The organism is Kribbella sp. CWNU-51 (genome assembly GCF_054073265.1).
This window is the reverse complement of the sequence record NZ_JBSXMZ010000007.1, coordinates 673,146-697,210: the sequence shown is the minus strand read 5'-3', so window position 1 is coordinate 697,210 and position 24,065 is coordinate 673,146. Positions and strand designations below refer to the sequence as shown.

The following is a 24,065-nucleotide window of genomic DNA, read 5'->3' as shown; positions in this document are numbered from 1 at the left end:
CCTCGACTGTAACATCATCAGTGAGACCCCGAGGCTTGGAGCGCAAACCCATGACCACGACCGGCACCGACCTGCTCGCCACCCACCGCGAGCGACTCGACGATGCCCTGAAAGCGATCCACGGGCGCGGCTACTTCTCCGCCTTCCCCGAGTCGCCCAGCCCACGGGTGTACGGCGAGACCGCGGCCGCGGACGGTAAGACCGCGTTCGAGGCTCATCTGGGTACGACGTACGCCGTCGAGACACCGGGTTCCCGGGGCACGGTCGTCACCGAGCAGTCGCCGTACGGGATCACCATGGACGTCTCCTACCCGCGGACGGTCGAGGACGGGCTGGACGACCTGCTCGCGGCGGCCCAGCAGGGTCTCGCGGACTGGCGCCGGGCCGGCATCGACGCCCGTACCGGGGTCACGCTGGAGATCCTCGACCGGCTGCACAAGCGGGTGTTCGAGCTGGCCAACGCGGTCCAGCACACCAGCGGTCAAGCGTTTGTAATGGCGTTCCAGGCCGGCGGCGCGCACGCGCTGGACCGGGCCCTCGAGGCCGTTGCGTACGCGTACGAGGAGATGAACCGCTACCCGGCCGAGGCCGTCTGGGAGAAGCCCGCCAAGGGTGACCCGATCCGGATGGAGAAGACGTTCACGGTCACCGGCCGCGGCGTCGCGCTGGTCATCGGCTGCAACACCTTCCCGACCTGGAACTCCTGGCCCGGCCTGTTCGCCTCCCTCGTCACGGGCAATGCCGTGGTGGTCAAGCCGCATCCGCTCGCGGTCCTGCCGCTGGCGATCACGGTCGACGTCTGCCGCGAGGTGCTCGCCGAGGCCGGCTTCGACCCGAACCTGGTCACCCTCGCCGTCGAGCGGGCCGGCGACGGCCTGGCCAAGCCGCTGGCGACTTGGCCCGAGGTGAAGCTGATCGACTTCACCGGCGGGACCGAGTTCGGCGAGTGGCTGGAGCAGAACGCGACCCAGGCGACCGTGTTCACCGAGAAGGCCGGCGTCAACGCGGTCATCATCGACTCCACCGACGCCTTCAAAGCCTTGACCGGGAACCTGGCCTTCACCCTGTCCCTCTACTCGGGCCAGATGTGCACCACCACCCAGAACCTCTTCGTCCCGGCCGGCGGGATCGAGACCGACGAGGGACACAAGTCCTTCGAGGAGGTCGGCGCCGGGATCGCCACAGCGATGAGCAAGCTGCTCGGCGACGACGCGCGCGCGGTCGAGATCCTCGGCGGCATCGTGAACCAGGCCGTGATCAGCCGGCTCGAGCTCGCCCCGGAGTACGGCGATGTCGTCCTGGAGTCGCGGGCGATCCAGCACCCCGCCTTCCCGGACGCGGTGGTCCGCACGCCGCTGCTGGTCGCGATCGACGCCAAGGACGCCGAGGTGTACGGGCGCGAGTGCTTCGGGCCGGTCTCATTCCTGGTCAAGACGGCCGATACCAACGAGTCGATCGAACTGTTCCGGACCACGGTCACCGAGGGCGGCGCGATGACGGCCGGGATCTACTCGACCGACGCGAAGGTGCTCGACGAGACCCGCGAGGCCGCACTCGACGCCGGCGTCGCCCTGTCGGAGAACCTGACCGGCCAGGTGTTCGTCAATCAATCGGCTGCTTTCAGCGATTTCCACGGCACCGGCGCGAATCCGGCCGCCAATGCGACATACACCGACGGCGCTTACGTTGCGAGTCGCTTCCGCGTCATTCAATCTAGGCGTCATGTCTGAGGCCTTGGATCCGGAGAACCTGCGCGAAGCGCTCACCTACTACGACAGCTGGCTGGCGTTCAACCAGCGCTATCAGCGGATCCCCGGGATCCAGGTCGCTGTGTACGCCGGAGAGGGCATCGCCTTCTCCGGCGCCTACGGTCTCGCCGACGTCGAGAACGCCGTACCGCTGACCGAGCAGCACCTGTTCCGGATCGCGTCGCACTCGAAGACGTTCACGGCGACGGCCGTGTTCCAACTGATCGAGCGGGGCCGGTTGCGGCTGGACGACAAGGCGGAGCAGCACGTCACCGAGATCGTCGGTACGCCGCTCGGCGAGCGGACCGTCCGTGAGCTGCTGGCCCACGCCGGCGGTGTCACCCGGGACGGCCTCGAAGCCGACTGGTGGCAGCTGGCGACGAGCTTCCCGGACCGGGACCAGCTGCTCGAGATACTGCGGCACGAGACCTCGGCCGTGATCGCGGAGAACGACCGCTTCAAGTACTCGAACATCGGCTACGGCCTGCTCGGTCTCGTCGTCGAGGCGGCGGCCGGGACGTCGTACAACGCGTATGTCCAGACCGCGATCGTGGACAAGCTCGGGCTCTCGGGCCTCGGCCCGGAGCTGGATCCGGACCGGCTGGACGAGTACGCCGCCGGGTACAGCGCCCTGACGTACGCCGACACCCGCGTGCCGATCGAGCACGTCGACACGCACGCACTGGCCTCGGCGACCGGGTTCTTCGGCAACGCCCGTGACCTCGTGGCGTACTTCTCCGCGCATCTGCCGGGTGACGACCGACTGCTGTCGGACCGGTCGAAGCGGGAGATGCGGCACCCGCTGTGGACGACCAGCGAGGACGGCAAGGCGCGGTACGGGCTCGGTCTGTCCGTGACGAAGGTCGGCGACCGGGATGTGTTCGGTCACGGCGGCGGGTACCCGGGCCACGCGACCAGGACGCTCGTCGACGGTGAGCGCCGGCTGGTCGTGTCTGCGTTGACCAACGCGATCGACGGTCAGCCGAGCCAGCTGGCCGAGGCCGCGCTGAAGCTCATCGACCTGGCCGAGTCGAAGGACCGGGGTGAGTCCGAGGGTCTCGAGCGGTTCACCGGCCGGTACGCGAACCTGTGGGGTGTCGCCGACATCGCGCTGCTCGGCGGCCGCCTGTACGTGCTCGACCCGGCCGCTGGGGACCCGGCCGCCGAGCCCACCCCGCTCGAGGCCGACGGCGACGAACTCCGCGTCGCGGGCGGCTCCGGCTACGGGTCGTACGGCGAGACCTACCGCTTCACGTTCGGCCCAGCCGGCCGGGTCGAGTCCGTCCGCGGCTCCAGCGGTCTCCTGTCCCACCCTCTCGACCGCTTCACCCTCCCGGATCGCGTCACGGTCACCTAAGTACGGTGCGGGTATGACGATCCACGGCGATCACCCGTTCTTGCCGCCCGAGTCCGAGCGGAGTCCGGTACGGCGGTTCCGCGGGCGGCTGCCGTCACCGGTCGGCCTGTGGACGACGGCGTACGACGGGGAGCGCGCCGGGCTCACCGTGTCGTCGATGCTGGTCGCCGACGGCGAGCCCGGGTTCGTGATCGGGTTGATCGACGCGGAGTCGGACCTGTGGGAAACGTTGCGTCAGGCAAGGACCGCGGTGGTGTCCTTGCTCGGCGCACCACATCAACAGCTCGCGGACGCCTTCGGGTACGTGGCCCCCGCACCGGGTGGACCGTTCCGCCTGATCGACTGGACCGACACCGCGTGGGGTCCCGCGCCGGTCGGTGTCAGCACCTGGGCCGGCTGCACGCTGGTCACACCCGATCCGCCCGAAGTCGGCTGGGCGCTCCAGGTCCAACTGGAGATCGCCCACGTCGAACTCAGCCCCGACGAGATCCCACCCCTGGTCCACCGCCGAGGCCGCTACGTCACGATCTGAGCCGCGTCTGGTGGCTAAGGTGACCTCATGCGTGCCACCACAATTCATGCGCCGTACGACATCCGGCTGGAAGACGTCCCGGATCCGACAATCGACGGGCCGACCGACGCACTGGTGAAAGTCGTTGCCTCGTGCATCTGTGGGTCCGACCTGTGGCCGTACCGCGGGGAGAACAAGGTCACCCCGGGCCGGCGGATCGGGCACGAGTTCGTCGGCATCGTCGAGGAGGTCGGCGCCGACGTACGCACGGTCAAGCCCGGCGACTTCGTCATCGCGCCGTTCGTGGTGAGCGACGGCACCTGCCCGCACTGCCTGGCCGGCTACCAGACCGCCTGCCAGAACATGGTCGGCTACGGCAGCGACCAGGCCGACGGCGGCCAGGGTGAGTACGTCAAGCTCCCGTACGCCGATGGCACGCTGGTGGCAACGCCCGAGGTGCCGGACGATTCGCTCGTGCCGTCACTGCTCACACTCTCCGACGTGATGGGCACCGGCTGGCACGCCGCCCGGGCTGCTCGCGTGAAGGCGGGCGACACGGTCGTCGTGGTCGGCGACGGTGCGGTCGGGCTGTGCGGCGTACTCGCGGCTGCGCGGATGGGTGCCGAGCGGGTGGTCGCGATGTCGCGGCACGAACCCCGGCAGAAGCTTGCGGTGGAATTCGGTGCCACGGACATCATTTCCGAACGTGGTGATGCCGCGCGGGACGCCGTACTGGAACTGACTGATGGTGTCGGGGCGGACGCCGTACTGGAATGTGTCGGGACCGGACAGGCGATGACGACCGCGTTCGACGTCGCCCGGGCCGGGGCCACGGTCGGCTTCGTGGGCGTGCCGCACGGGGTCGAGGCGCCGATCCCGACGATGTTCCGGCGCAATGTCGGACTGGCCGGTGGAGCGGCGCCGGTGCGGGCCTATCTGCCGGATCTGATGGCTGACGTGCTGGCCGGCGAGATCAACCCCGGAAGGGTGTTCGACTCGGAGTTGCCGCTGGCAGAAGTGGCCGAGGGCTACAAAGCCATGCACGAACGGCGGGCCATCAAGGTTCTGCTGCGTCCCTGAATGAACAGCGCGACTGCGCGCGGTGCTCGATCGCGCGTCGAATGTGCGCGCTCTCACAGGTTCGATGGGCTCGGGGTCACGTCTGCGCAACGCGCCTGCGCGGAGCGTTGACACTCGGCGCGCGGCGTGCCCAGAGTTGCACCGTCAAGGGGGCATCGTTGTCACAGGCGGCTCCATCCAATGATCGGAGAGTGAATCATGCGTGGTGGTCTGAGTAAGACCCTGGCGCTGGTGGGTGCAGCGGGTCTTCTCGCAGTCAGCGCCTGCGGGAACAGCGACGACAGCAGCAGCGGCGGCGGGGACTCGTCCGCGAGTAAGGACGTCACTGTCTTCACCTGGTGGGCCGACGGTGGCGAGAAGGCCGGTCTGGACGGTCTGGTCTCGGTGTTCAACACCGATTGCAAGGACTTCAAGTTCGTCAACTCCGCGGTCGCCGGTGGCGCCGGGTCGAACGCCAAGCAGGTGCTGGCCAACGACCTGCAGGCGGGCAAGCCGCCGTCCACGTTCCAGGCGCACGCCGGTGCGGAGCTGAAGGACTACATCAACGCCGGCCAGGTCGACGACGTCAGTCAGCTGTACAAGGACTACGGGCTGGACAAAGCCTTCCCGCAGAACCTGGTCGACAACCTGACCGTCGACGGCAAGATCTATTCGATCCCGGCCAACATCCACCGGGCGAACGTGGTCTGGGCCAACCCGGCGGTGCTGAAGAAGGCGAACATCGACGGCGCCACCGCGCCGGCCAGCGTGGACGCGTGGATCGCGGACCTGGAGAAGCTGAAGGCTGCCGGCGTGAAGGCGCCGCTGGCGATCTCCAAGGGCTTCGCCCAGGAGATGCTGGTCGAGGCCGTGCTGCTGGCCGAGCTCAAGCCGGAGGCGTTCAAGGGTCTGTGGGACGGCAAGACCGACTGGAACGGCGCCAACGTGACCGCGGCGCTGAACAAGTACAAGACGCTGCTGTCCTACACCAACGCCGACCGCGAGGCGATCGACTGGCCGGACGCGCTGGGCTACGTGAACAAGGGCCAGGCCGGCTACACGCTGATGGGTGACTGGGTCGCCGCGCAGCAGCTGGCCGACAAGATCCCGGACACGGCGTACACCTACTGGCCGGCGCCGGGTACCGCGGGCAACTTCCAGTTCCTGGCGGACTCGTTCACGCTGCCGACCAACGGCGCGGACCCCGACGGGGCGAAGTGCTGGCTGAAGACCGTCGGCTCGGCCGAGGGCCAGAAGGCGTTCAACACCAAGAAGGGCTCGATCCCGGCCCGCTCGGACGCCGACCCGGCGGACTACCCGAAGTACCAGCAGTCGGCGATGGCGGACTGGAAGAAGGACACGATCGTCCCGTCCTGCGCCCACGGTGCAGCCTGCTCGGTCGGTCAGAACAACGACATCCTGTCGGCGATCAGTCAGTTCAGTGGTAGCCCGGACGTCGCCAAGCTGCAGACGGCGCTCGGCAACGCGATGAAGACGAGCTGATGCAGGTCGAGTTGAGGACCGGCCCTCGGGCGGTGAGCTGAGCATGCACGGAAGAATTCGCACATGGGGTCCTGGAGCCCTGGTGCTGCTGCCGACTGTGCTGCTGCTCGGGTACTTCGTGTACGTGCTGATCGCCTGGTCGTTCAACACCTCGCTGACCGATCGGCACACCGCGCGCAAGGGCTCGGCGAACTACGTCGGGTTCGAGAACTACACGAACCTGTTCCATGAGGACCGGTTCCTCAACTCGCTGAAGAATCTCGGCGTGCTCACGGTGCTGTTCATCGTGGGCACGCTGATCTTCGGCCTGGTCTGGGCGCTGCTGCTGGAGAAGGGGGTCACCGGCGAGGGCGTGTTCCGGTCGATCTTCCTCTTCCCGATGGCGATCTCGATGATCGCCTCGGGTGTCGTCTGGGGCTGGTTGCTGAACCCGTCCCAGGGTGACGACGCGCGCGGGCTGAACCGGCTGTTCGAGCTTCTCCAGCTGCATTTCCTGGAGAACGCGTGGTGGACCGCCGGGAGCAGATGGACGACGATGGCTTCCATCGCCCTGCCCGCGGTCTGGCAGCTGTCCGGGTACATCATGGCGCTGTTCCTGGCCGGTTTCCGGGGCATCCCGCCGGAGCTGCGCGAGGCGGCGCGGGTCGACGGTGCGTCGGAGTTCAAGCTGTACCGGCACGTGCTGTTCCCGCAGCTGTCGCCGATCGCCCTGTCGGCCCTGATCATCCTCGGCCACATGTCGCTGAAGTTGTTCGACCTGATCTACGCGATCACCGGGCCGAACCAGTTCCGCACCGAGGTGCCCTCGATCCTGATGTGGAACACCTTGCTGCGCGGCGACCAGGCCAAGGCGGCCGCGATCGCGATCGTGATGCTCGCGGTCGTCGCCGTCCTCGTCATCCCGTACGTCGCGTACACCGTCCGGCAGGAGAGCAACGAATGACCGCCGTCGAGGCCGCCACCGGCACCACCGCGACAGCGATTCGCCAGAAGCCGCGGGCCGGCGCTGACGGGACGACCCGGCTGAGCCGGTCGGTCAAGTACCTCCTGCTGCTGCTCTTCCTGCTGTTCGTCCTCATCCCGGTGTACGTCGTGGTGGTCGGCAGCTTCAAGACGTCCAGCGACACCACCGCCGCCGCGCAGTGGAACCTGCCGCAGATCTGGACGCTGGAGCCGTGGCGTAAGGCGTGGGACGTACTGCAGCCGTACATGATCCGGTCGCTGCTGCTCGCGATCCCGGCCGCGATCATCTCCTCCATGATCGGGTCCGTGAACGGGTTCGTGCTGGCCCGCTGGCGGTTCCCGGGCGCGAACATCGTGTTCGCGTTCATCCTGTTCGGGATGTTCATCCCCTATCAGGCGGTGATGCTGCCGCTGCGGACGACCTTCACCGAGCTGGACGTAACCCGCGGCGTACCGACCCTGATCATCGCGCACGTCATCTACGGCATCCCGATCTGCACGCTGATCTTCCGGAACTACTACGCCACCATCGTGCCGAACGAGATCATCGAGTCGGCCCGGGTGGACGGCGCCGGACTGGTCCAGACGTACGCGCGGATCATCCTGCCGATCTCGATCTCCGGGTTCGTGGTGACGCTGATCTGGCAGTTCACCTCGGTCTGGAACGACTTCCTGTTCGCACTGTTCCTGACCCAGCAGAACAACGGCCCGGTGACGCTTGGCCTGGCGGCGCTGGCAGGCGGCCAGAAGGTCGACTACGCGGCCAGCATGGCGGGTGCGCTGATCTCGTCGTTCCCGACCCTGCTGGTCTACATCCTGCTGGGCCGCTGGTTCATCGGCGGCCTGATGGCGGGCGCCCTCAAGGGCTGAGCGGTCAGGTGTGGTCATGGGGCCGGGAGTTAAGGCCCCATGACCCGCCGTGCCGGAGGCGCGGCCAAAGGCACAGTTGTCCACAGGACGCGCGCACGGGCCTGCGGGGGACTGTCGCCGGACGGTAACCTCACGAACGTGACCAAGTCTCCCCGCGGCCGGGACGGACGACGCAGCCATCTGCGGCTGGTCGGCTCCACGCCTGGCTCACCCCACGGACCGACGGCAGGTGTCGATGTCGACATCACGCCCAGCGTCGCCGTGCTGGAGACCCTGCAGGAAACGCTCTCCCTCGATCTCGCCGCCGCGCCCCGCGCGCTGCACCCGGTGATCGCCGAGGCCTCGGTCGCGCGCTCGGCCGCGATGCTCGCGGACCAGCTGTGGCCGGCCGGGCGTCCGGACGAGATCGGCGAGGTGGAGCGGTTCTTCTGGGCCGACGCCGCCCGGGTGCTCGGCGAGCGCCGCGATGTGGACTCCTTCGTGCTGTTGACGAGCCTGGCCCGCACGGTCGGTCCGGCCGGGCGGCTGCCGCTGCAGCGGGCCCATCTGTCCCGTTTGCGCACGCAGGCCGAGGTGCCGGAGTGGGTGACCCGGATCGCGGGGTTCCGGCTGACCAGCGCGATCGTGTCGGAGGACATCACCGGCGACGGACTGAGCGTGGTGCTCGACTACGACGACGAGCAGCATCCGCACACTGTGGTGGTCTTCATCGACAACAACCTCGGCGCGATCGTGAAGGACGTGTTCATCGGGCCGCCGGTGGATCGGGTGCTGGAGGCGTATCAGCGGGGCGGCCGGGTGACGATCCGGACCGTGCGCCCGTCGACCGCGGCCGGGATCATCCTGCAGGCGCTCGGCGAGACCGACGACTACGACGATCCGCCGGTCAGCGAGGACTTCGAGTTCTTCTCCGGACTGCTGGTGAACCGGCTGACCCAGCTGCCGGAGCGCCCGATCAGGCCGCCGATCCGGCCGGTGCTGTCACCTCGGCAGCGGGACCATCTGGTCGACGAGTTCCTCGAGTCGCGGCACGCCATGGGGCTGTCGGAGGACGCCGCGGACATCATCCGGTTGTGGATCGACCACGCGGTGGATCACACCGTCGGCGGTCCGTTGCGGGTGAGCGCCGTACTGGTCGAGCTCTTCCTGGCGCACTGGTTGCCGCGCAAGGTGCTCGCCGACAGCACTTATTTCGAAGCGGTTCCGGTGGCGGTGAAGGTGTGGCTGGAGTTCGCCGGGGAGCGGACCCACCTGCCGCTGGACGCCATCGACGAGGCGGTCGACGCGGTGGACGTCTGGACGCCGGCGCTGGAGGCTGCCGCGATGATCGACCCGGTCGGCTCCAAGCCGGGCGAGCGGGTCTTCCTCGACGACACCACCAACGACCTGGAAGACGCCTACCGAGCGCTGTCCGGCCTGGGTTCACCGCCGCAGCCGGACCTGCACGGCCTGGACAAGTCCCAGGCCGCCACCCTCTCCGTCCTAGCCCCACACGCCTGGCTGATGGCCGGCGAGACGTTGGGCAACGCCTACGCCCCCGACGCCTTCGACATCGCCGAACGCCTGGTTCGCGACGCCCCCGACCTCCTCACCAAGGCCCGCCTCTCGACCTGGCCACGGGCCATCGTCTGGCTCCTGGCCCACCGCCACCGCCTGGTCGGCCCCGGCGAGACCCTGACCCCCTACGCCCTGGCCGCCGACCTCTCCTCGTCCCCCGCCACCCTCCGCAAAACCGCCAAACTCCTCACCGACACCCTCATCCTCCCCCGCTAACCGTCCCCCGGGGGTTGGGTGGTTGGGGCCCTGCGGACAATGGGGGCATGCATGTGCGTGCGCCGGAGCTCAAGGGTCGTGGGTGGCTGAACACCGGGGGACGGGAGCTGAAGCTCTCGGACTTCCGGGGCCGCTTTCTGTTGCTGGATTTCTGGGCGTTCTGCTGCATCAACTGTCTGCATGTGCTGGACGAGTTGCGACCGCTGGAGGAGAAGTACGGCGATGCGCTGGTGATCGTCGGCGTACATTCGCCGAAGTTCGCGCATGAGGGGGAGGAAGCCGCGGTCCGCGCTGCCGTGGAGCGGTACGAGGTGGGTCACCCGGTCCTGGACGATCCGGAGCTGATCACCTGGCAGAACTACACGGCCCGCGCCTGGCCGACGCTCGTACTGGTGGATCCGAACGGCTATATCGTTGCGCAGTACTCGGGCGAGGGCCACGCGCACGCCCTCGACGCGCTGCTGACCGAGCTGATCGCCGAGCACGAGCAGGCCGGCACGCTGACCCGAGGCAACTCGCCGTACGTCGCTCCCACTCCGGAGCCCACGGATCTGCGCTTCCCGGCGAAGATCGTTGCGCTGGACAACGGATTCCTGGTCGCGGACGCCGGGAACCACAGCCTCGTCGAGCTGGCTGCTGACGCGGAGACCGTCGTACGGCGGATCGGCACCGGTGAGCGTGGGTTCGTCGACGGCGGCGCGTCCGAGGCGCGATTCTCTGAGCCGAACGGGTTGACCCTGCTGCCGGACGAAGTGGCGGCGAGGGTCGGGTACGACGTGGTGGTCGCGGACACGGTGAACCACGCGCTGCGCGGGATCACCTTGTACACCGGCGAGGTGACGACACTCGTTGGCACCGGCAAGCAATGGATGGACGGCGACGGCACGGACGTCCTGAGTTCACCGTGGGATGTCGCGTGGTGGCAGGACAAGGTGTGGATCGCGATGGCCGGCGTCCATCAGTTGTGGACGTACGATCCGTTTCGCAAGGTCACAGAAGTTGCCGCGGGCACCACGAACGAGGGGCTGAAGGACGGCCCGCTCGCCGAGGCGTGGTTCGCGCAGACGAGTGGTCTCGCGGTGGACGGGGACCGGCTCTGGCTGGCCGACTCCGAGATCTCCGCGCTGCGCTGGATCGACACCGAGGTGCACACCGCGGTCGGCACCGGTCTGTTCGACTTCGGGCTGCGTGACGGCAAGGCGAGCGAGGCACTGCTCCAGCATCCGCTCGGCGTGACCTTGCTTCGGGATGGTTCGATCGCGATCGCCGACACCTACAACGGCGCCGTACGTCGCTATGACCCGCGCACCGACGTGGTCGACACGATGGCGACCGGGCTGGCTGAGCCGAGCGGTGCTGTTGTCGTGGGCAACGAACTGCTGGTGGTCGAGTCGGCCGCGCACCGGCTGACCCGGGTCCCGCTGGGCGCGTCGGCGAACGTGGACGAGTTCAGCACCCGGACGCAACGGCCGCCGATGGATCTCGCGGGCGGCGAGGTGACGTTGGAGGTCGTGTTCACGCCGCCGCCCGGGCAGAAGCTGGACAACCGGTACGGCCCGTCGACGCGGTTACTGGTGTCGTCCACGCCGGAGGGCCTGCTCCGTGAGGGTGCGGGCGACTCGACCGACCTGACGCGCCGGCTCGTCATCGATGAGCGGGTCGGGGACGGGGTGCTGCATGTCGCCGTACAGGCTGCTTCCTGCGACGACTCGGCCGAGGTCGAGTTCCCGGCGTGTCACATGCACCGGCAGGACTGGGGCGTGCCGATCCGCGTCACGGCGGACGGCCCCGACCGGCTGGAACTGGTGCTGTCAGGCGCGACCGCCTGAGCTCTACTCCTGGACGTCGCGGTGGTGCTCCTCGACGACGCGGTACTCCTCCTCGACCGCGGGGTCGATCGCGTCGGTGTCGACGCGACGGCGCCGGTTGGTGATGTAGAAGGACAGCCCTATGCCGGCCAGACCGGCCAGGATCAGGATGTATCCCACCACCTGCAGGTTGACGGCGTCCCACGAGTCCCGGACGGCGAACGCCAGAATGGCGCCGACGACCATCAGAAAGATCCCCACACCGATGCTCATGCACGTCCTCGCTTCGCTCCGGGCGCGCATGAGACACAAGGCGCGCGGTGCTTGATGATGAGCTCGCTCCGCTCGCTCATGCGAGCCTCCTAGTGACGTCCCCTACACCAGTGACGCTACTCCGTCACGGCGGCGTTATCCATCAACACCGGGTGTCTTGTGCACCACCTGGCACCAAATCGGTACCCGCCGTCAAACCTGGTCGATCAGTTGGTGCGGAGGTCGATGTCGCCGCTCACGGTGCTGGCGTCGATGGTGTGTGAGCCGTTCGGGTCGTCGCCCAGCTCGTTGTCGACGTCCCCGCTGCGGGTGTCAGTGCTGACGTTGTAGCCGCCGGACGGAGCGGTCACCTCGATGTCGCTGCTGGTGCCCTTGGCGCGTACGTCGTTCGCCTCGGCCAGCTCGAGTTCGATGTCCCCGGAGCTGGTCTGGACGTTCACCGGACCGCCCTTCAGGCCGGAGGCTGTGATGTCGCCGGAGTTCGCCGTCACGTCCAGCTTGCCGGTCAGGTCGCCGATCTCGACGTCGCCCGAGGTGAGGTCGAGCTTCACGTCGCCGCTGACATCATCGAGCTCGATCTTGCCGGACCGCGACTTCGCGTCCACTCCGCTCACCCCGGAGATCGACAGGTCGCCGCTGGCGTTGTCGCCGGTCACCTTGGTGCCGCGCGGGACCGTCACGACGAAGTCGGACCTGCACTGCCAGCCGCAGTCGCCGTCGAGCTTGAGTACGCCGTCCTTCACGGAGTACGCGTCGCCGTGCTTCCAGAGCCAGTACGTGCGCTTCTCCTGGACCGTGGTCTTGTCGTCATCGGACACCTTGATGGTGATATCGGCGCTCTCGGCGGCCAGCTGGACCGTGCTGATCCGCTCGTCGACCTGGTGAGTGTCGTCGGAGTCCCGGTCCCCGAACTGCCAGAACGCCAGCCCGGCCGCAGCCACCAGAAGGATCGCCCCGAGCTGCTTGGTCTCCGCCATCATCCGCCTCTTCTCGTACCGCGCCCACCCTTGTCGGCTCGACAGTAGGCGCGGGCGCGGTGGCGCAGGATCCGGCAGACCCCCGGAGGCTTCCCTGAGCGGATCCTCAGGGAAGCCTGAGTCAGCGGTGCAGCTCGCCCCGGACGCGGGACGTGGACAGGCGGTTCCCTCGGGCGGAGGTCGCCGGACGTGACGCGACCCTGGCTCGGACAGGGGAAGCCAAGCCAGGGTCGTGGTGTTGCCACCGACAGAAACGTTGCTACACCAGCCACGTCCCCACCAGGGCAGATCGTGGGGCAGACCGGGGCAGATCAATCTGCCCCGAGCCTCCGGCTCGACCCGCGCAAGTGGTCGAGCCGGAGGGGCTGGAAACTCAGAAGGCGGACTCGGGCAGGTCCATGACGTCGAGGTCGGTGAGCTCGGCCTTGATGCGCTCGGCCCGGACCGTCGGCATCGTGGAGCGGACGAACCACTGGGCCGCCGCGACCTTGCCGGAGTAGAAGTCCTGGTCGGCGGGGGAGAGCTCGCCGCCGAGAGCGTTCAGCGCGACCTCGGCCTGTCGCAGCATCAGCCAGGAGCAGACCACGTCACCGAGGACGTACAGCAGCCGGGACGTGTTCAGGCCGACCTTGTAGATGTTGCGCGGGTCGCCGTTCTCGGCCTGCGGGTTGCTCGCCATCAGCGCCTGGCCCATCACGCCCAGAATCTTCTGGGTGTCCTCCAGGCCCTTCGCCAGCAGCGCCCGCTCCTCCTTCAGCCGGCCGTTGCCCGCCTCCGAGGCGACGAAGCCCTGGATCAGGTCGGCCAGGTGGCCCAGCGCCTTGCCCTGGTCCTTGATGATCTTGCGGAAGAACAGGTCCTGGCCCTGGATCGCGGTTGTGCCTTCGTAGAGCGTGTCGATCTTCGCGTCCCGCACGTACTGCTCGATCGGGTAGTCCTGCAGGAAGCCGGAACCACCGAAGGTCTGCAGCGACTCGGTCCCGAGCAGCGTCCACGACTTCTCCGAGCCGTAGCCCTTGACCAGCGGCAGCAGCAGGTCGTTCACACCTTCGGCGACCGCGTCGTGCTCACCGGCGTACCGGGCCTGCTCCGCGCGATCCTGGTACGTCGCGGTGAACAACACCAGCGCCCGCAGGGCCTCGGCGTACGCCTTCTGCGTCATCAGCGAACGGCGGACGTCGGGGTGGTGCGTGATCGTCACCCGCGGCGCGTCCTTGGCCTGCTGGGTCAGGTCGGCACCCTGGACCCTCTCCTTCGCGTACTCGAGCGCGTTCAGGTAGCCGGTGGACAGGGTGGCGATCGCCTTCGTGCCGACCATCATCCGCGCGTACTCGATCACCTGGAACATCTGCGCGATGCCGTCGTGCACCTCGCCGAGCAGCCAGCCCTTGGCCGGTACGCCGTCGCCGAAGGTGATCTCGCAGGTCGTCGAGACCTTGATGCCCATCTTCTTCTCGACGTTCGTGACGAAGGCGCCGTTGCGCTCCCCGGTCAGCTCGCCGGTCTCCAGGTCGAAGTCGTACTTCGGGACGACGAAGAGGCTCAGGCCCTTGGTCCCCGGGCCACCGACACCGTCGATGCCCTGCGGCCGCGCGAGGACGAGGTGGATGATGTTCTCGGTCAGGTCGTGCTCGCCCGAGGTGATGAACCGCTTGACGCCCTCGATGTGCCAGCTGCCGTCCTCCTGCAGCGTCGCCTTGGTCCGCCCGGCGCCCACGTCCGAACCGGCGTCCGGCTCGGTCAGCACCATGGTGGCGCCCCAGCCGCGCTCGATGATGTGGTGCGCGATCTTCTGGTCCCGCTCGGTGCCGTTGCGCCAGAGCACGTGCGCGAAGTTGGGGCCGGCGGCGTACATGTGCACCGGCGGGTTGGCGCCCAGCACCAGCTCGGCGGCGGCCCAGCGCAGCGACGGCGGGGTCGGCTGGCCGCCCAGCTCGGCGGGCAGCTCGAGCTTGAACCACTCGGCGTCCATGTAGGCGTGGTAGCTCTTCTTGAACGCCTCGGGCATCCGGACCTCGTGCGTGTCCGGGTCGAAGACCGGCGGGTTGCGGTCGGCCTCGGCGAAGGACTCGGCCAGCTCGTGCTTGGCCAGGCGGTCGATCTCCGCCAGCACCTCGCGCGCGGTGTCGACGTCCATGTCGGCGTACGGGCCCTGCCCGAGCACCTCGTCACGGCCCAGAACCTCGAGCAGGTTGAACTCGATGTCCCGCAGATTCGACTTGTAGTGGCTCACTGGGGCTCCCCTACCTCTTCGCAGCATTGTACTCACGAGTAACTTAAGTATATACCCGCCGGTAACGAAGGCAAAGTGCGATTGGGTGTGAGGTATGAAGCTGATTTACGAGACTCACGCCACCACTGTCGACAACGAGAACGGAGTCGCGACCGGCTGGCTGCCGGGAGAGTTGTCCGCGCGCGGGCGCGATGAGGCGCGCGAGCTGGGCCGGCGGCGCAGCGACGTCGATGTGGTCTTCAGCTCCGACCTGAGGCGTGCGGTCCAGACGGTCGAGCTGGCTGGGCTGGCGGCGCCGCACTTCCAGGACTGGCGATTGCGGGAGTGTGACTACGGCGAGTTCAACGGGGTCTCGCGGGACCTGCGCGTTCCGCCGGCCCAGCACGTCGAGCGCCCGTTCCCCGGCGGCCAGAGTTACAACGACGTGGTCGAGCTGACTCGCTCGTTCCTGGCCGACGTGAAGCGCTGGTACGACGACCAGGTGGTGCTCGTGGTCGCCCACTCGGCGAACCAGTGGTCCCTCGAACACCTGCTCGGCAGTCGGAAGCCGATGGGCGAACTGATCGTTGCCTCGTTCAACTGGCAGCCGGGGTGGGAGTACGAGTTCTAGCCCCCGGCAACAAAACTCGGGGCTGAGACCTTGTCGAGACCTAGGATGCTGCGGTGTCAGCACGAGGTCACACACGACCTCACGTCGAATCGTGCAGGAGATGAATATGCCCTGGGGAAAGACACCGAGCAACGCGAGCAGCAACGACCCCAAGGACCAGAAAGCGACCGAACAGGCGGGGAAGGACGCCAACCTCTACGCCGGGGTGTCCGACGGGCTCAACAAGCGCCTTGAGGTGACAGGAGACTCCGTGTTTGCTGTGGCGGATCAGAAACTCACCGAAGCAAAGGGCCGGTTCGACTCACCGGAAACAAAGGCCGATGCCAGGGCAGCACGCGAGCAGTCCAAGAAAGGCAAGGGCGGTCAGGGGCGCAGCTAGTCTCCACGACGCATCACGGTCAGGTGACCGCAGCGTTGGGAGCAGGAGCTGAAGGGTTGGCCGGCCGGTGTTTCGGCCGGCCGTCCCTTTGCTGCCATGGGGATAGTCAGGGCGTGTAGATCGTCGCGCTGCCGTAGAGCTTCTGGGTGAAGGCGGTCATGTACGACGAGGTGTCCGACTCGGTGAGGTTGTAGGTGAGGAAGACGCCGTACCCCTCGCTGACCGTGCGTTGGGCGAGGCTGGCCGCGGTGGCCGAGCTCGTCGCGGTGTACGACACGGCGGCCGGCGAGAGGCGGGACTTCGAGGTCGGGCCGCTCGGGACGCCCCAGGTGCCGTAGTACGGGTTCCAGGCGTAGTCGAACGTGTTGGCGATGCTCTGGCCGTTGTAGGTGAGGCGGTCCGCGGCGGGGCCGATGTCGTAGAGCGTGATCAGCTTGTTCGGGAGCTTGGCGCGGAGCGCCTGGACCAGGTAGACGAACGAGAAGTCGTTGGGCTGGCCGGTGCCGTTGTTGCCGTACTCGGCGTACTCGTCGTCGAAGTCGATGCCGTCCAGGCCGTACTGGTTGACCGCGTCGGCGAGCTGCTGGGCGAAGGCATCGGCCGCGGCCTGGGACGGGAAGTTCGCGAAGCCGGCGCCCTGGTGGTTGCCGAGGATCGACAGCAGGACCTTGATGCCCTTCTGCTGCAGCGGCCGGACCTGGGTCGCGACGTTGTCGAGCACGCTCTGCACCTGCTGGTTGAAGGACAGGTACGCGTTCGAGCCGTCGTAGTTGATGTTCGCCGCGAAGATCACCGCGACGTCGATCACCTGGGCGCCGCCGTTCGCCAGCGTGTACTTGCCGGCGCTCAGCATGCTGTGGTCGTTGACCTCGATGTAGGCGACCGTGACCGGGCCGGTCTTCGCCGCGCGGCAGTGCTTCCGTTGCGCCTGGGCGGGCAGCGCGACACCGGTGGTGGCCGCGGCGGCGCCGGCGGCCAGGGCTGACAACAGGGTCCTTCTGCGCATGGGTTGTGGACTCATACGATCGACTCCTCGTCAAAGGCGGGCGGTGTGCTATATCGGTTAAGCAGCCGTCACCGCCCGGCCGAGAACCCCAGGCGGTGACGGGAGATAAACCGGTATAGCGACACCGATCATCGATCGGCCCTCACGCGGTGTCAAGGGCTCACTACGGCGGACTACCTGGTGCGGAGCAGCTTGAAGTCGACGTCGAGGGGTTGGGTGTGGGATGGGAGCTCGGTGATGCTGATGCCGTCCTTGAACGGCCGCAGCGGTATCGCCTCTCCGTCCATGCTCCACTGACCGGATGAGGTGCCGGCGGTCAGGACGATCAGCACGCTGGTACTGCCCTTCGCCAGGATGGCCCAGTAGATCCCGTGCCCGCCGGGCCAGATCCCGCCGTTGATTTCCAGCCTGCCGCTGTCGCTCTCGCCGATGAAGGTGCCGCCGACGGGGTGACTCTTGGCGTACGTCCGCGGCTCGAACCAAGTCATCGGCTGCACGACGAGCGCGGCCTTGCCGGCCGGGGTGTTCCCCGCCCAGTAGACCTTGGGGGTGCCGGGGTACGGGTCGTCCCCGGTCGTCATGTGGGTCCGGTCCGTGATGTCCTTCCAAGTTGCGAGGGCCTGCCCCAGAAAGACGCTGTCGCCGGCGAGGTCGCCCCGGGTCTTCCCTCTCAGCAGGGCCGCGAACGGATCCCCGGACTGCGCCCGCGACGGCGGCGACGTCAGTGCCCTCATCGGTGTCGACGTCGGCGATGGTGCTGCCATCCCGGCGGTCGGAGTGTCGGTGGTGTGCCTGTGGAGGGTCGGGATGGTGATCGCGCCGGCGACCGCGACGACCGCGGTTGCGGTCGCGGTCAGGCGGGCCAGGCGACGCCGGGCGCGGCGGGCGCCACCGCGGCGGGCGCGCTCGAGCAGGTCCGTTGGCGCCACGATGTGCTCGAGATCGCGGTCCATCCGCTCTTTGAGGTCTAGCTCGGTCATCGCACTCCTTCCAGGATCGCGGGTTCGGTGATCAGACGGAGCCGGTCAAGGGCGCGCGAGGCCTGGCTCTTGACGGTCCCGACCGAGCAGCCCAGGACCTCCGCGGTCTGGGCCTCGGTGAGGTCCTCGTAGTACCGCAGGACGATCACGGCGCGCTGCCGCGGCGGCAGCGACTGCAGTGCGCTGACCATGTGGTCGCGGACGGCGTACTGCTCGGAACCGTCCGGACTGGGGCGCTCGTAGTCGTCGGCGAGGGCGACCTCGGCCGGCCGCCGGCGCCTGGTTCGCCACCGGTTGGCGGCCAGGTTGGCCAGCGTCTTGCGGGCGTAGGCCTCGGGGACGCCGGTCCGGATCCGCGGCCAGTGGACGTAGATCCGCTCGTACGTCTCCTGGACAAGGTCCTCGGCCGCGGCTCGGTCGCCGGCGAGCAGTACTGCGGTCCGCAGCAGCCGGGTCGCGCTGCCGCGAACGACTCGTCGAAATCGTCTCCCGGGGAGACCATTCGCCCCTCCTCGATCAGTTGGCCGTTACCGAGAATGACACCGGCGGCGCGGGGAAGGTTGCCTCCGGGGTCGCGGGAACGGGAACAAATAGACGAAGATGGGTCGTGGGGCGGGAGGAATTTACCGACGCCGAGTGGAAGAGGATTCCGATGAGCGCACCAACGACGCCCGTCGTCGACACCCCGCGGATCCGGCGGTCGCTGGTCGCCGGGACGGTCGGCAACTTCGTCGAGTGGTACGAGTTCGGGGCGTACGGGTTCTTCGCGACCGTGATCGCGGCGAACTTCTTCAGCAGTACGTCGACCAGCGATGCGGAGAGTCTGATCAAGACGTACGCGTCGTTCGCGCTGGCGTTCTTCTTCCGGCCGATCGGAGCCGCGGTGTTCGGGCGGCTGGGCGACCGGATCGGGCGGCGGCCGACGCTGATCCTCGTGCTGCTGCTGATGACTGCGTCGACCACGCTGATCGGACTGCTGCCGACGTACGCGACAGTGGGGGCGGCCGCGCCGTGGATGCTGACGCTGGTGCGGGCCCTGCAGGGGCTGTCGGCGGGTGGTGAGTTCGGCGGTGCGGTGTCGATCATGACCGAGTTCGCGCCGAAGACGAAGCGCGGCCTGTACGGCGCTTGGCAGTCGTTCACGGTCGCGCTCGGACTGCTCGCGGGGGCCGGGCTGGCGGCGATCCTGGCCACGTCGCTGAGCCAGGAGGCGCTGTCGGACTGGGGCTGGCGGGTGCCGTTCCTGGTCGCGTTGCCGCTCGGCCTGGTGGCGTTGTGGCTGCGGCTCAAGCTCGACGAGACGCCGAACTTCACCCGCGCCGCCCAGGAGGAGCCACGACCGGCGGCGCCGCGAGAGGTCGCGAAGGCGATTGTCCTGGGCATCGGTCGGTTGATGGGGTGGTCCGCGGCCGGCTACACGTTCCTCGTCGTGATGCCGTCGTACCTGCAGGCGACGTTGCACGCGACCTTCCAGCAGGCGCTGGTCGCCACCGTGCTGGCGAACACCGGGTTCGCGGTGTCGATCATTCCGGCCGGCTGGCTGAGCGACCGGATCGGGCGGCGGCCGGTGATGGTGACCGGCGCCGCGCTGGTCGTCGTCCTCGCGTTCCCGTTGATGAATCTCCTCCAGGACAAGGAGTCCGGGAACGTTGCCAAGGGCACCGCGGTGTTCGTGGCCGGTCTGGTCGTCGGGTTGATGGCCGGTCCGGGTCCTGCGATGCTGGCGGAGATGTTCCCGACCCGGGCGCGCTACACCGGGCTCGGGCTGGCGTACTCGTTGTCCAACGCGGTGTTCTCGGGGTCGGCCGGGCTCATCATCACCGAGTTGATCAAGCGGACGAAGAACGTCGACATCCCGGCCTGGTATGTGGCGGTGACGTGTGCGGTGAGCGTGGCAGCGCTGCTCACGTTGCGCGGAGACGACTACCGACGGGAGTTGCGGGACTGACATGCGAGTCATCGGCCTGATGTCCGGGACGTCGTACGACGCCATCGACGCCGCCGCGGCGGATCTTCAGCTGGACGGCGATCAGTTGGTGCTGACGCCGCTCGGCCTTCTGAGCCAGCCTTACCCGGACGAGCTGCGTGCAGCCGTCGCCGGTTCGTTGCCGCCAGCAAGTACGACGATGGAGCAGGTGTGCCGGCTGGACACCGGGATCGGGCAGGCGTTCGCCGACGTCGCGCGGCAGGCGGTCGAGCAGTTGTGTGGCGGGCACGCCGATCTGATCGTGTCGCACGGGCAGACGATGTTCCACTGGATCGACGGAGGGTCGGTGCGTGGGACGCTGCAGCTCGGGCAGCCGGCCTGGATCGCGGAGGCGACCGGGATCTCGGTCGTGTCGGATCTGCGGTCGCGTGATGTGACGGCGGGCGGCCAGGGTGCGCCGCTGGTCAGCATCCTCGACGTGCTGTGGTTGCGCGGGCGCCGCGGCGTACCGGTCGCGCTGAATCTCGGCGGGATCGCGAACATCACCGTGGTGCATGGCGAACCTGTTGCCTTCGACACCGGTCCGGCGAACGCGCTGATCGATGCGGTGGTGGCGGAGCTGACCGATCGGGCGTTCGACGCGGACGGGGTGATGGCTGCGCGCGGGCGGGTGAACGAGGAGTTGCTCGGGCGGTTGCTGGCGGAGCCGTACTACGGCCGGCCGGCGCCGAAGTCGACGGGGAAGGAACTGTTCAACCTCGCGTATCTCGCGCGGGCACTGGAGGGGCTGCCGGACATCCCGGCCGACGATCTGGTTGCCACGGTGACGACGCTGACCGCCCGGACCGTCGGCGACGCGGTGCGACGGTACGGCGGGACCGAGGTGATCGCGTCCGGCGGTGGGATCCGGAATCCGGTGCTGATGCATCTGCTCGCGTCGGAGGTCGGCGTCCCGGTGCGGACGACGGACGAGCTCGGGCTCCCGTCGGCGGCCAAGGAGGCGTACGCGTTCGCCGTACTGGGCTTCCTGACGGCCCATGGGCTCGGCGGGACGGTGCCGAGCTGCACGGGGGCGGGGCATTCGAGCGTGCTCGGGTCGGTCACTCCCGGGCTGGGCGGCCTGCCGGTTGTTCCGGGCGAGGTGCGGCCTCCCGTGCGGCTGGTGGTGGGCTGACCGCACACTAGGACTGTGACGAGGTTGTTCGTGGTGACCGGTGCGCCCGGTTCTGGGAAATCGACAGTGGTGCCTGAGTTGCTCCGGCTGAGTCCGGGGAACCTGGTCGTGATGGACATGGACGAGTTACTGGACGACGACGGCCGGTTGCTCGGGATCGACATCGCGAGTCCGACCGCGGTGCCGATCTGGCCGGCGTACAACGCGCTGTGGTTGCGGATCACCGAGCTGATCCGGCGGTCCGGGATCCCCGTGCTCTTGCTGTCGCCGTTGCTGCCCGCCGAGCTGCCCGAGGGGCGGTGGCTGCATCTGGACTGCCCCGACGCGGTCCGGCGGAAACGGCTGGCCGGGCGAGGCTGGCCGGCGGCGCAGATCGAGGAGGCGCTCGAGGACGCGGCCGAGCTCCGCAAGCACGTGCCGCGGTCGGTCCGGGGTGACGTCGCGCCGGAGCAGTGCGCGAAGAGCATCCTCGAGTGGCTCCGCGGCGAACGCTTCGGCGGCCCGCTGAACCTCTGGGGACGGCTGCGCGGCTGATCTGTGGAACATAACTTGCGCTCGGTGGCAGTGATGTTCCACAAAGGTGCCGTGTTGACCTTCAGGCTGGTGGAAGGGGGAGGGTCGGCGGCATGAGTTTGACGATCAGTGAGTTCGCCAGGTTGGTGGGGCTGGCGCCGAGTGCGCTGCGGTTCTACGACGACTGCGGTCTGCTACCGCCCGCGTCGGTGGACAGCTCGAACGGGTACCGCTACTACGCCGCGTCCCAGCAACCCCGCGCCCGCCTGCTCCGCGACCTCCGCGAAATCGACCTCCCGCTCGCCGAGGTCCGCCTTGCACTCGACGCCGACCCCGCCGTACTCGCGGATATCGTCCGAGCCCACCTCCGCACAGTCGAGGCAAGGACCGCAGCCGCCCGAGCCGCCGCCCACCACCTCCTCACCCAGCTACGCACCGAACGAACAACCGTGATCCTGGGCGGCCCAGAGTTCGCCAGCGCCACCCGCCAAGTAGCCCCTGCCGCCGCAACCCCCGCTCCGATCATCGCGCCGGGCGCCGGGACTTCCGCCACCTCCACTGGAGTCGAGGCGGGGTTGGCTGTTGCGCTCGAGTGTGTGTTGGTCGAGCTCGCCGGGGACGAGGTGACGTTTGTGGCGACCGACAGGTATCGGCTGGCGGTGCGGACTGTGCGGGCGATGGAGTTCGCGGGACCGAGCGCGCGGGTGCTGGTGCGGGCGGATGAGTTGGCTGAGCTCGGGCGGTGGGCGGCGGCTGGGGAGGCTGTGCGGGTGGAGGTCGGCCCTGGGGGCGCCGAATTGGTGCGAGGGGACGAGGTCCGGCAGATCAGCGTGGTGGCGGCGGAGTATCCGGCGTACCAGGGGATTCTGGATGGGCTCGCGGCACCGGTGTGTCGGGTGGTTGTGGACCGGGCTGCGTTGCGGGCGGCGCTGGAGGGGCGTGACGTTGTTGCCTTTGACATCGGTTCGGGCGGGCTGACGGTCGACGGTGAGCAGACGCTCGAGGTGATCGGGTCGGGGGCGGTGCGGATCGGGTTCACCGCGGAGTTGCTGGGCGCCGCGCTGGAGGCGAGCGTCGGGCCGGACGTGCTCCTGGAGATCTGCGCCCAGGACCGGCCGGTCGTCGTACGCTCGGCCGACCAGGGCACGTTCACCACCCTGGTAATGCCTGTCCGGCTGGATGAACCAGTTGGTGCTGCGGAGCGTCGTACGACAACGTGACGGTCATCTGGATCAATGGGACTTTCGGGGCAGGTAAGACGACCACGGCTGGGAAGTTGGTCGGGCTGACCGAGGGGACGCGGTTGTTCGACCCTGAGCATGTCGGCTACATGCTGCGCGCCAACCTGAGTGACCAGGAGTTCACCGACTTCCAGCAGCTCCCACCGTGGCGGACCCTCGTCCCCGTCGTCATGGACGAGATCGCCCGCCTCACGGGCGACCACCTCATCGCCGTACAAACAGTCCTCGTCGAGTCCTACTGGGGCGAGGTCGAGGAGGGCCTCCGCGCCCGCGGCTATGACATCGTCCACGTCCTCCTCGACGCCGACCCCGAAACCCTCCACACCCGCATCGACGCCGACCCCGAAGGCCACGACATCCGCCCTTGGCGCCACAACCACGTAGCCGCCTACCAATCCGCCCGCCCCTGGCTCCTCCCAGCAGCCGACCTGGTCATTGACACGACCAAACACCCGGCCCAATCAGCCGCCGAACAAATCCGCGACCACCTCGGGAGCCTGGTGTCGTAAGACGTTATGTCTTACATTGGTTGCATGGCCGACACCATCACGATTCGTACCGACTCGGAGACCGAGCACGCGCTGGACGTGCTGACCCGCGACGGCAGTTCGCGCTCCGCGGTGATCAGGCAAGCCGTGCTGGAAGCCGCCCTGCGCAAGGAGCGGGCTACGGCGATGCGCCGCGCAGTTCTGCGGATGCCGCTCGGCGAACCGGACGGCGTTGATGTTGCCGCCGAGATATCCCGCGATCGCGAGGGGGAGCGCTGATGATCTACCTCGATTCGGCCGCCATCGTGAAGCTGGTGCACGCCGAATCCGAGTCGCAGGCGCTGCGCGACTGGCTCGACGAACGAGCCGAAGTGGGGTGGATCAGCTCCGTCCTCGCTGAGATCGAATCGTCTCGGGCGCTCGCGCGGCATGCGCCCGCTGCCGTGGCGCGACTGCACCTGGTCCTCGACCTTGTCGATCTGATCGACATGGATGCCGGCACGAGGATCCTTGCGCAGACCGTGAAGCCGCCGACGGTGCGCAGCCTGGATGCGATTCACCTGGCCACGGCGCTGCGCGTCGAGCCCCGGCTCACCTCGTTCGTCACTTACGACAAGCGACTTGCCGACGCCGCTCGGGTGGCCGGGCTGACTGTCGACGCACCCACCTGAA

23 protein-coding genes and 1 pseudogene are annotated in these 24,065 nt (G+C 68.2%); 18 read left to right on the top strand and 6 right to left on the bottom strand.

From position 1 onward, the window contains the following. The first annotated feature begins 50 nt into the window (after nt 1–50). The 9 genes from paaN to ACXC9Q_RS11715 all read left to right on the top strand — a co-directional run bounded on the left by paaN (nt 51) and on the right by ACXC9Q_RS11715 (nt 11,613). Nucleotides 51–1,730: a phenylacetic acid degradation protein PaaN gene (gene paaN / locus ACXC9Q_RS11755; RefSeq protein WP_457056504.1), complete on the top strand. Its 1,680-nt coding sequence runs from the start codon at nt 51–53 to the stop codon at nt 1,728–1,730. Beyond that, on the top strand, nt 1,723–3,105 hold the full coding sequence (locus ACXC9Q_RS11750; protein ID WP_457056503.1) for a serine hydrolase domain-containing protein: 1,383 nt from the start codon (nt 1,723–1,725) through the stop codon (nt 3,103–3,105). The genes paaN and ACXC9Q_RS11750 overlap by 8 nt, the downstream gene beginning before the upstream one ends. A gap of 13 nt (nt 3,106–3,118) precedes the next feature. Further along, the gene (locus ACXC9Q_RS11745) at nt 3,119–3,637 is read left to right on the top strand and encodes a flavin reductase family protein (protein WP_457056502.1); all 519 of its coding nucleotides are present in this window, start codon (nt 3,119–3,121) and stop codon (nt 3,635–3,637) included. A 27-nt stretch (nt 3,638–3,664) separates the two neighbouring features. Further along, entirely contained in the window at nt 3,665–4,696 is a 1,032-nt protein-coding gene (locus ACXC9Q_RS11740) for a zinc-dependent alcohol dehydrogenase family protein (RefSeq protein WP_457056501.1), read from the top strand. Nucleotides 4,697–4,894: 198 nt separating this feature from the next. Next, nucleotides 4,895–6,178: an ABC transporter substrate-binding protein gene (locus ACXC9Q_RS11735; RefSeq protein WP_457056500.1), complete on the top strand. Its 1,284-nt coding sequence runs from the start codon at nt 4,895–4,897 to the stop codon at nt 6,176–6,178. A 43-nt stretch (nt 6,179–6,221) separates the two neighbouring features. Further along, nucleotides 6,222–7,121, top strand: coding sequence for a carbohydrate ABC transporter permease (locus ACXC9Q_RS11730; RefSeq protein ID WP_457056499.1), 900 nt, complete (start codon nt 6,222–6,224; stop codon nt 7,119–7,121). Beyond that, nucleotides 7,118–8,011, top strand: coding sequence for a carbohydrate ABC transporter permease (locus tag ACXC9Q_RS11725; RefSeq protein ID WP_457056498.1), 894 nt, complete (start codon nt 7,118–7,120; stop codon nt 8,009–8,011). The genes ACXC9Q_RS11730 and ACXC9Q_RS11725 overlap by 4 nt, the downstream gene beginning before the upstream one ends. 138 nt (nt 8,012–8,149) lie before the next feature. Continuing rightward, nucleotides 8,150–9,784 (top strand): hypothetical protein, encoded by a 1,635-nt coding sequence (locus tag ACXC9Q_RS11720; RefSeq protein WP_457056497.1) that lies wholly within the window; start codon nt 8,150–8,152, stop codon nt 9,782–9,784. A 47-nt stretch (nt 9,785–9,831) separates the two neighbouring features. Next, a complete protein-coding gene (locus ACXC9Q_RS11715) occupies nt 9,832–11,613 on the top strand; it encodes an NHL domain-containing thioredoxin family protein (RefSeq protein ID WP_457056496.1) in 1,782 nt (593 codons plus the stop codon). Nucleotides 11,614–11,616: 3 nt separating this feature from the next. Here ACXC9Q_RS11715 and ACXC9Q_RS11710 read toward each other — a convergent pair whose 3' ends face one another. The 3 genes from ACXC9Q_RS11710 to ACXC9Q_RS11700 all read right to left on the bottom strand — a co-directional run bounded on the left by ACXC9Q_RS11710 (nt 11,617) and on the right by ACXC9Q_RS11700 (nt 15,075). After that, a complete protein-coding gene (locus tag ACXC9Q_RS11710) occupies nt 11,617–11,865 on the bottom strand; it encodes a DUF6458 family protein (protein ID WP_457056495.1) in 249 nt (82 codons plus the stop codon). Nucleotides 11,866–12,071: 206 nt separating this feature from the next. Next, the gene (locus ACXC9Q_RS11705; protein ID WP_457056494.1) at nt 12,072–12,845 is read right to left on the bottom strand and encodes a DUF4097 family beta strand repeat-containing protein; all 774 of its coding nucleotides are present in this window, start codon (nt 12,843–12,845) and stop codon (nt 12,072–12,074) included. Nucleotides 12,846–13,215: 370 nt separating this feature from the next. Then, nucleotides 13,216–15,075, bottom strand: coding sequence for an acyl-CoA dehydrogenase (locus ACXC9Q_RS11700; RefSeq protein ID WP_457056493.1), 1,860 nt, complete (start codon nt 15,073–15,075; stop codon nt 13,216–13,218). A 94-nt stretch (nt 15,076–15,169) separates the two neighbouring features. Between ACXC9Q_RS11700 and ACXC9Q_RS11695 the strand changes: the two genes are divergently transcribed. Then, the gene (locus ACXC9Q_RS11695) at nt 15,170–15,685 is read left to right on the top strand and encodes a histidine phosphatase family protein (RefSeq protein ID WP_457056492.1); all 516 of its coding nucleotides are present in this window, start codon (nt 15,170–15,172) and stop codon (nt 15,683–15,685) included. Nucleotides 15,686–15,776: 91 nt separating this feature from the next. Further along, complete coding sequence (locus ACXC9Q_RS11690) at nt 15,777–16,064, top strand: hypothetical protein (RefSeq protein ID WP_457056491.1); 288 nt, start codon at nt 15,777–15,779, stop codon at nt 16,062–16,064. A gap of 106 nt (nt 16,065–16,170) precedes the next feature. On the opposite strand, the gene ACXC9Q_RS11685 is transcribed toward ACXC9Q_RS11690, so the two are convergent. The 3 genes and pseudogenes from ACXC9Q_RS11685 to ACXC9Q_RS11675 form a co-directional block, all read right to left on the bottom strand. Beyond that, nucleotides 16,171–17,085 (bottom strand): endo-beta-N-acetylglucosaminidase H, encoded by a 915-nt coding sequence (locus ACXC9Q_RS11685; RefSeq protein ID WP_457056490.1) that lies wholly within the window; start codon nt 17,083–17,085, stop codon nt 16,171–16,173. Nucleotides 17,086–17,243: 158 nt separating this feature from the next. Continuing rightward, nucleotides 17,244–18,050, bottom strand: coding sequence for a hypothetical protein (locus ACXC9Q_RS11680; protein ID WP_457056489.1), 807 nt, complete (start codon nt 18,048–18,050; stop codon nt 17,244–17,246). Further along, a pseudogene (locus ACXC9Q_RS11675) lies at nt 18,047–18,523 on the bottom strand (SigE family RNA polymerase sigma factor); the annotation flags it as partial. The gene ACXC9Q_RS11680 and the pseudogene ACXC9Q_RS11675, both read right to left, overlap by 4 nt. Nucleotides 18,524–18,702: 179 nt before the next feature. Between ACXC9Q_RS11675 and ACXC9Q_RS11670 the strand changes: the two are divergent. From ACXC9Q_RS11670 to ACXC9Q_RS11640, 7 genes are all read left to right on the top strand, one after another. Continuing rightward, on the top strand, nt 18,703–19,998 hold the full coding sequence (locus tag ACXC9Q_RS11670) for an MFS transporter (RefSeq protein WP_457056488.1): 1,296 nt from the start codon (nt 18,703–18,705) through the stop codon (nt 19,996–19,998). A 1-nt stretch (nt 19,999) separates the two neighbouring features. Beyond that, nucleotides 20,000–21,151: an anhydro-N-acetylmuramic acid kinase gene (locus tag ACXC9Q_RS11665; protein ID WP_457056487.1), complete on the top strand. Its 1,152-nt coding sequence runs from the start codon at nt 20,000–20,002 to the stop codon at nt 21,149–21,151. A 15-nt stretch (nt 21,152–21,166) separates the two neighbouring features. After that, complete coding sequence (locus ACXC9Q_RS11660; RefSeq protein WP_457056486.1) at nt 21,167–21,685, top strand: AAA family ATPase; 519 nt, start codon at nt 21,167–21,169, stop codon at nt 21,683–21,685. Between the two features lie 92 nt (nt 21,686–21,777). Further along, nucleotides 21,778–22,884: a DNA polymerase III subunit beta family protein gene (locus ACXC9Q_RS11655; RefSeq protein WP_457056485.1), complete on the top strand. Its 1,107-nt coding sequence runs from the start codon at nt 21,778–21,780 to the stop codon at nt 22,882–22,884. Next, nucleotides 22,881–23,414 (top strand): AAA family ATPase, encoded by a 534-nt coding sequence (locus tag ACXC9Q_RS11650; RefSeq protein ID WP_457056484.1) that lies wholly within the window; start codon nt 22,881–22,883, stop codon nt 23,412–23,414. The genes ACXC9Q_RS11655 and ACXC9Q_RS11650 overlap by 4 nt, the downstream gene beginning before the upstream one ends. Nucleotides 23,415–23,438: 24 nt before the next feature. Further along, nucleotides 23,439–23,672: a hypothetical protein gene (locus ACXC9Q_RS11645; RefSeq protein ID WP_457056483.1), complete on the top strand. Its 234-nt coding sequence runs from the start codon at nt 23,439–23,441 to the stop codon at nt 23,670–23,672. Further along, complete coding sequence (locus ACXC9Q_RS11640) at nt 23,672–24,064, top strand: type II toxin-antitoxin system VapC family toxin (RefSeq protein ID WP_457056482.1); 393 nt, start codon at nt 23,672–23,674, stop codon at nt 24,062–24,064. Before ACXC9Q_RS11645 ends, ACXC9Q_RS11640 begins: the two co-directional genes overlap by 1 nt. The last annotated feature ends 1 nt before the right edge of the window (nt 24,065 follow it).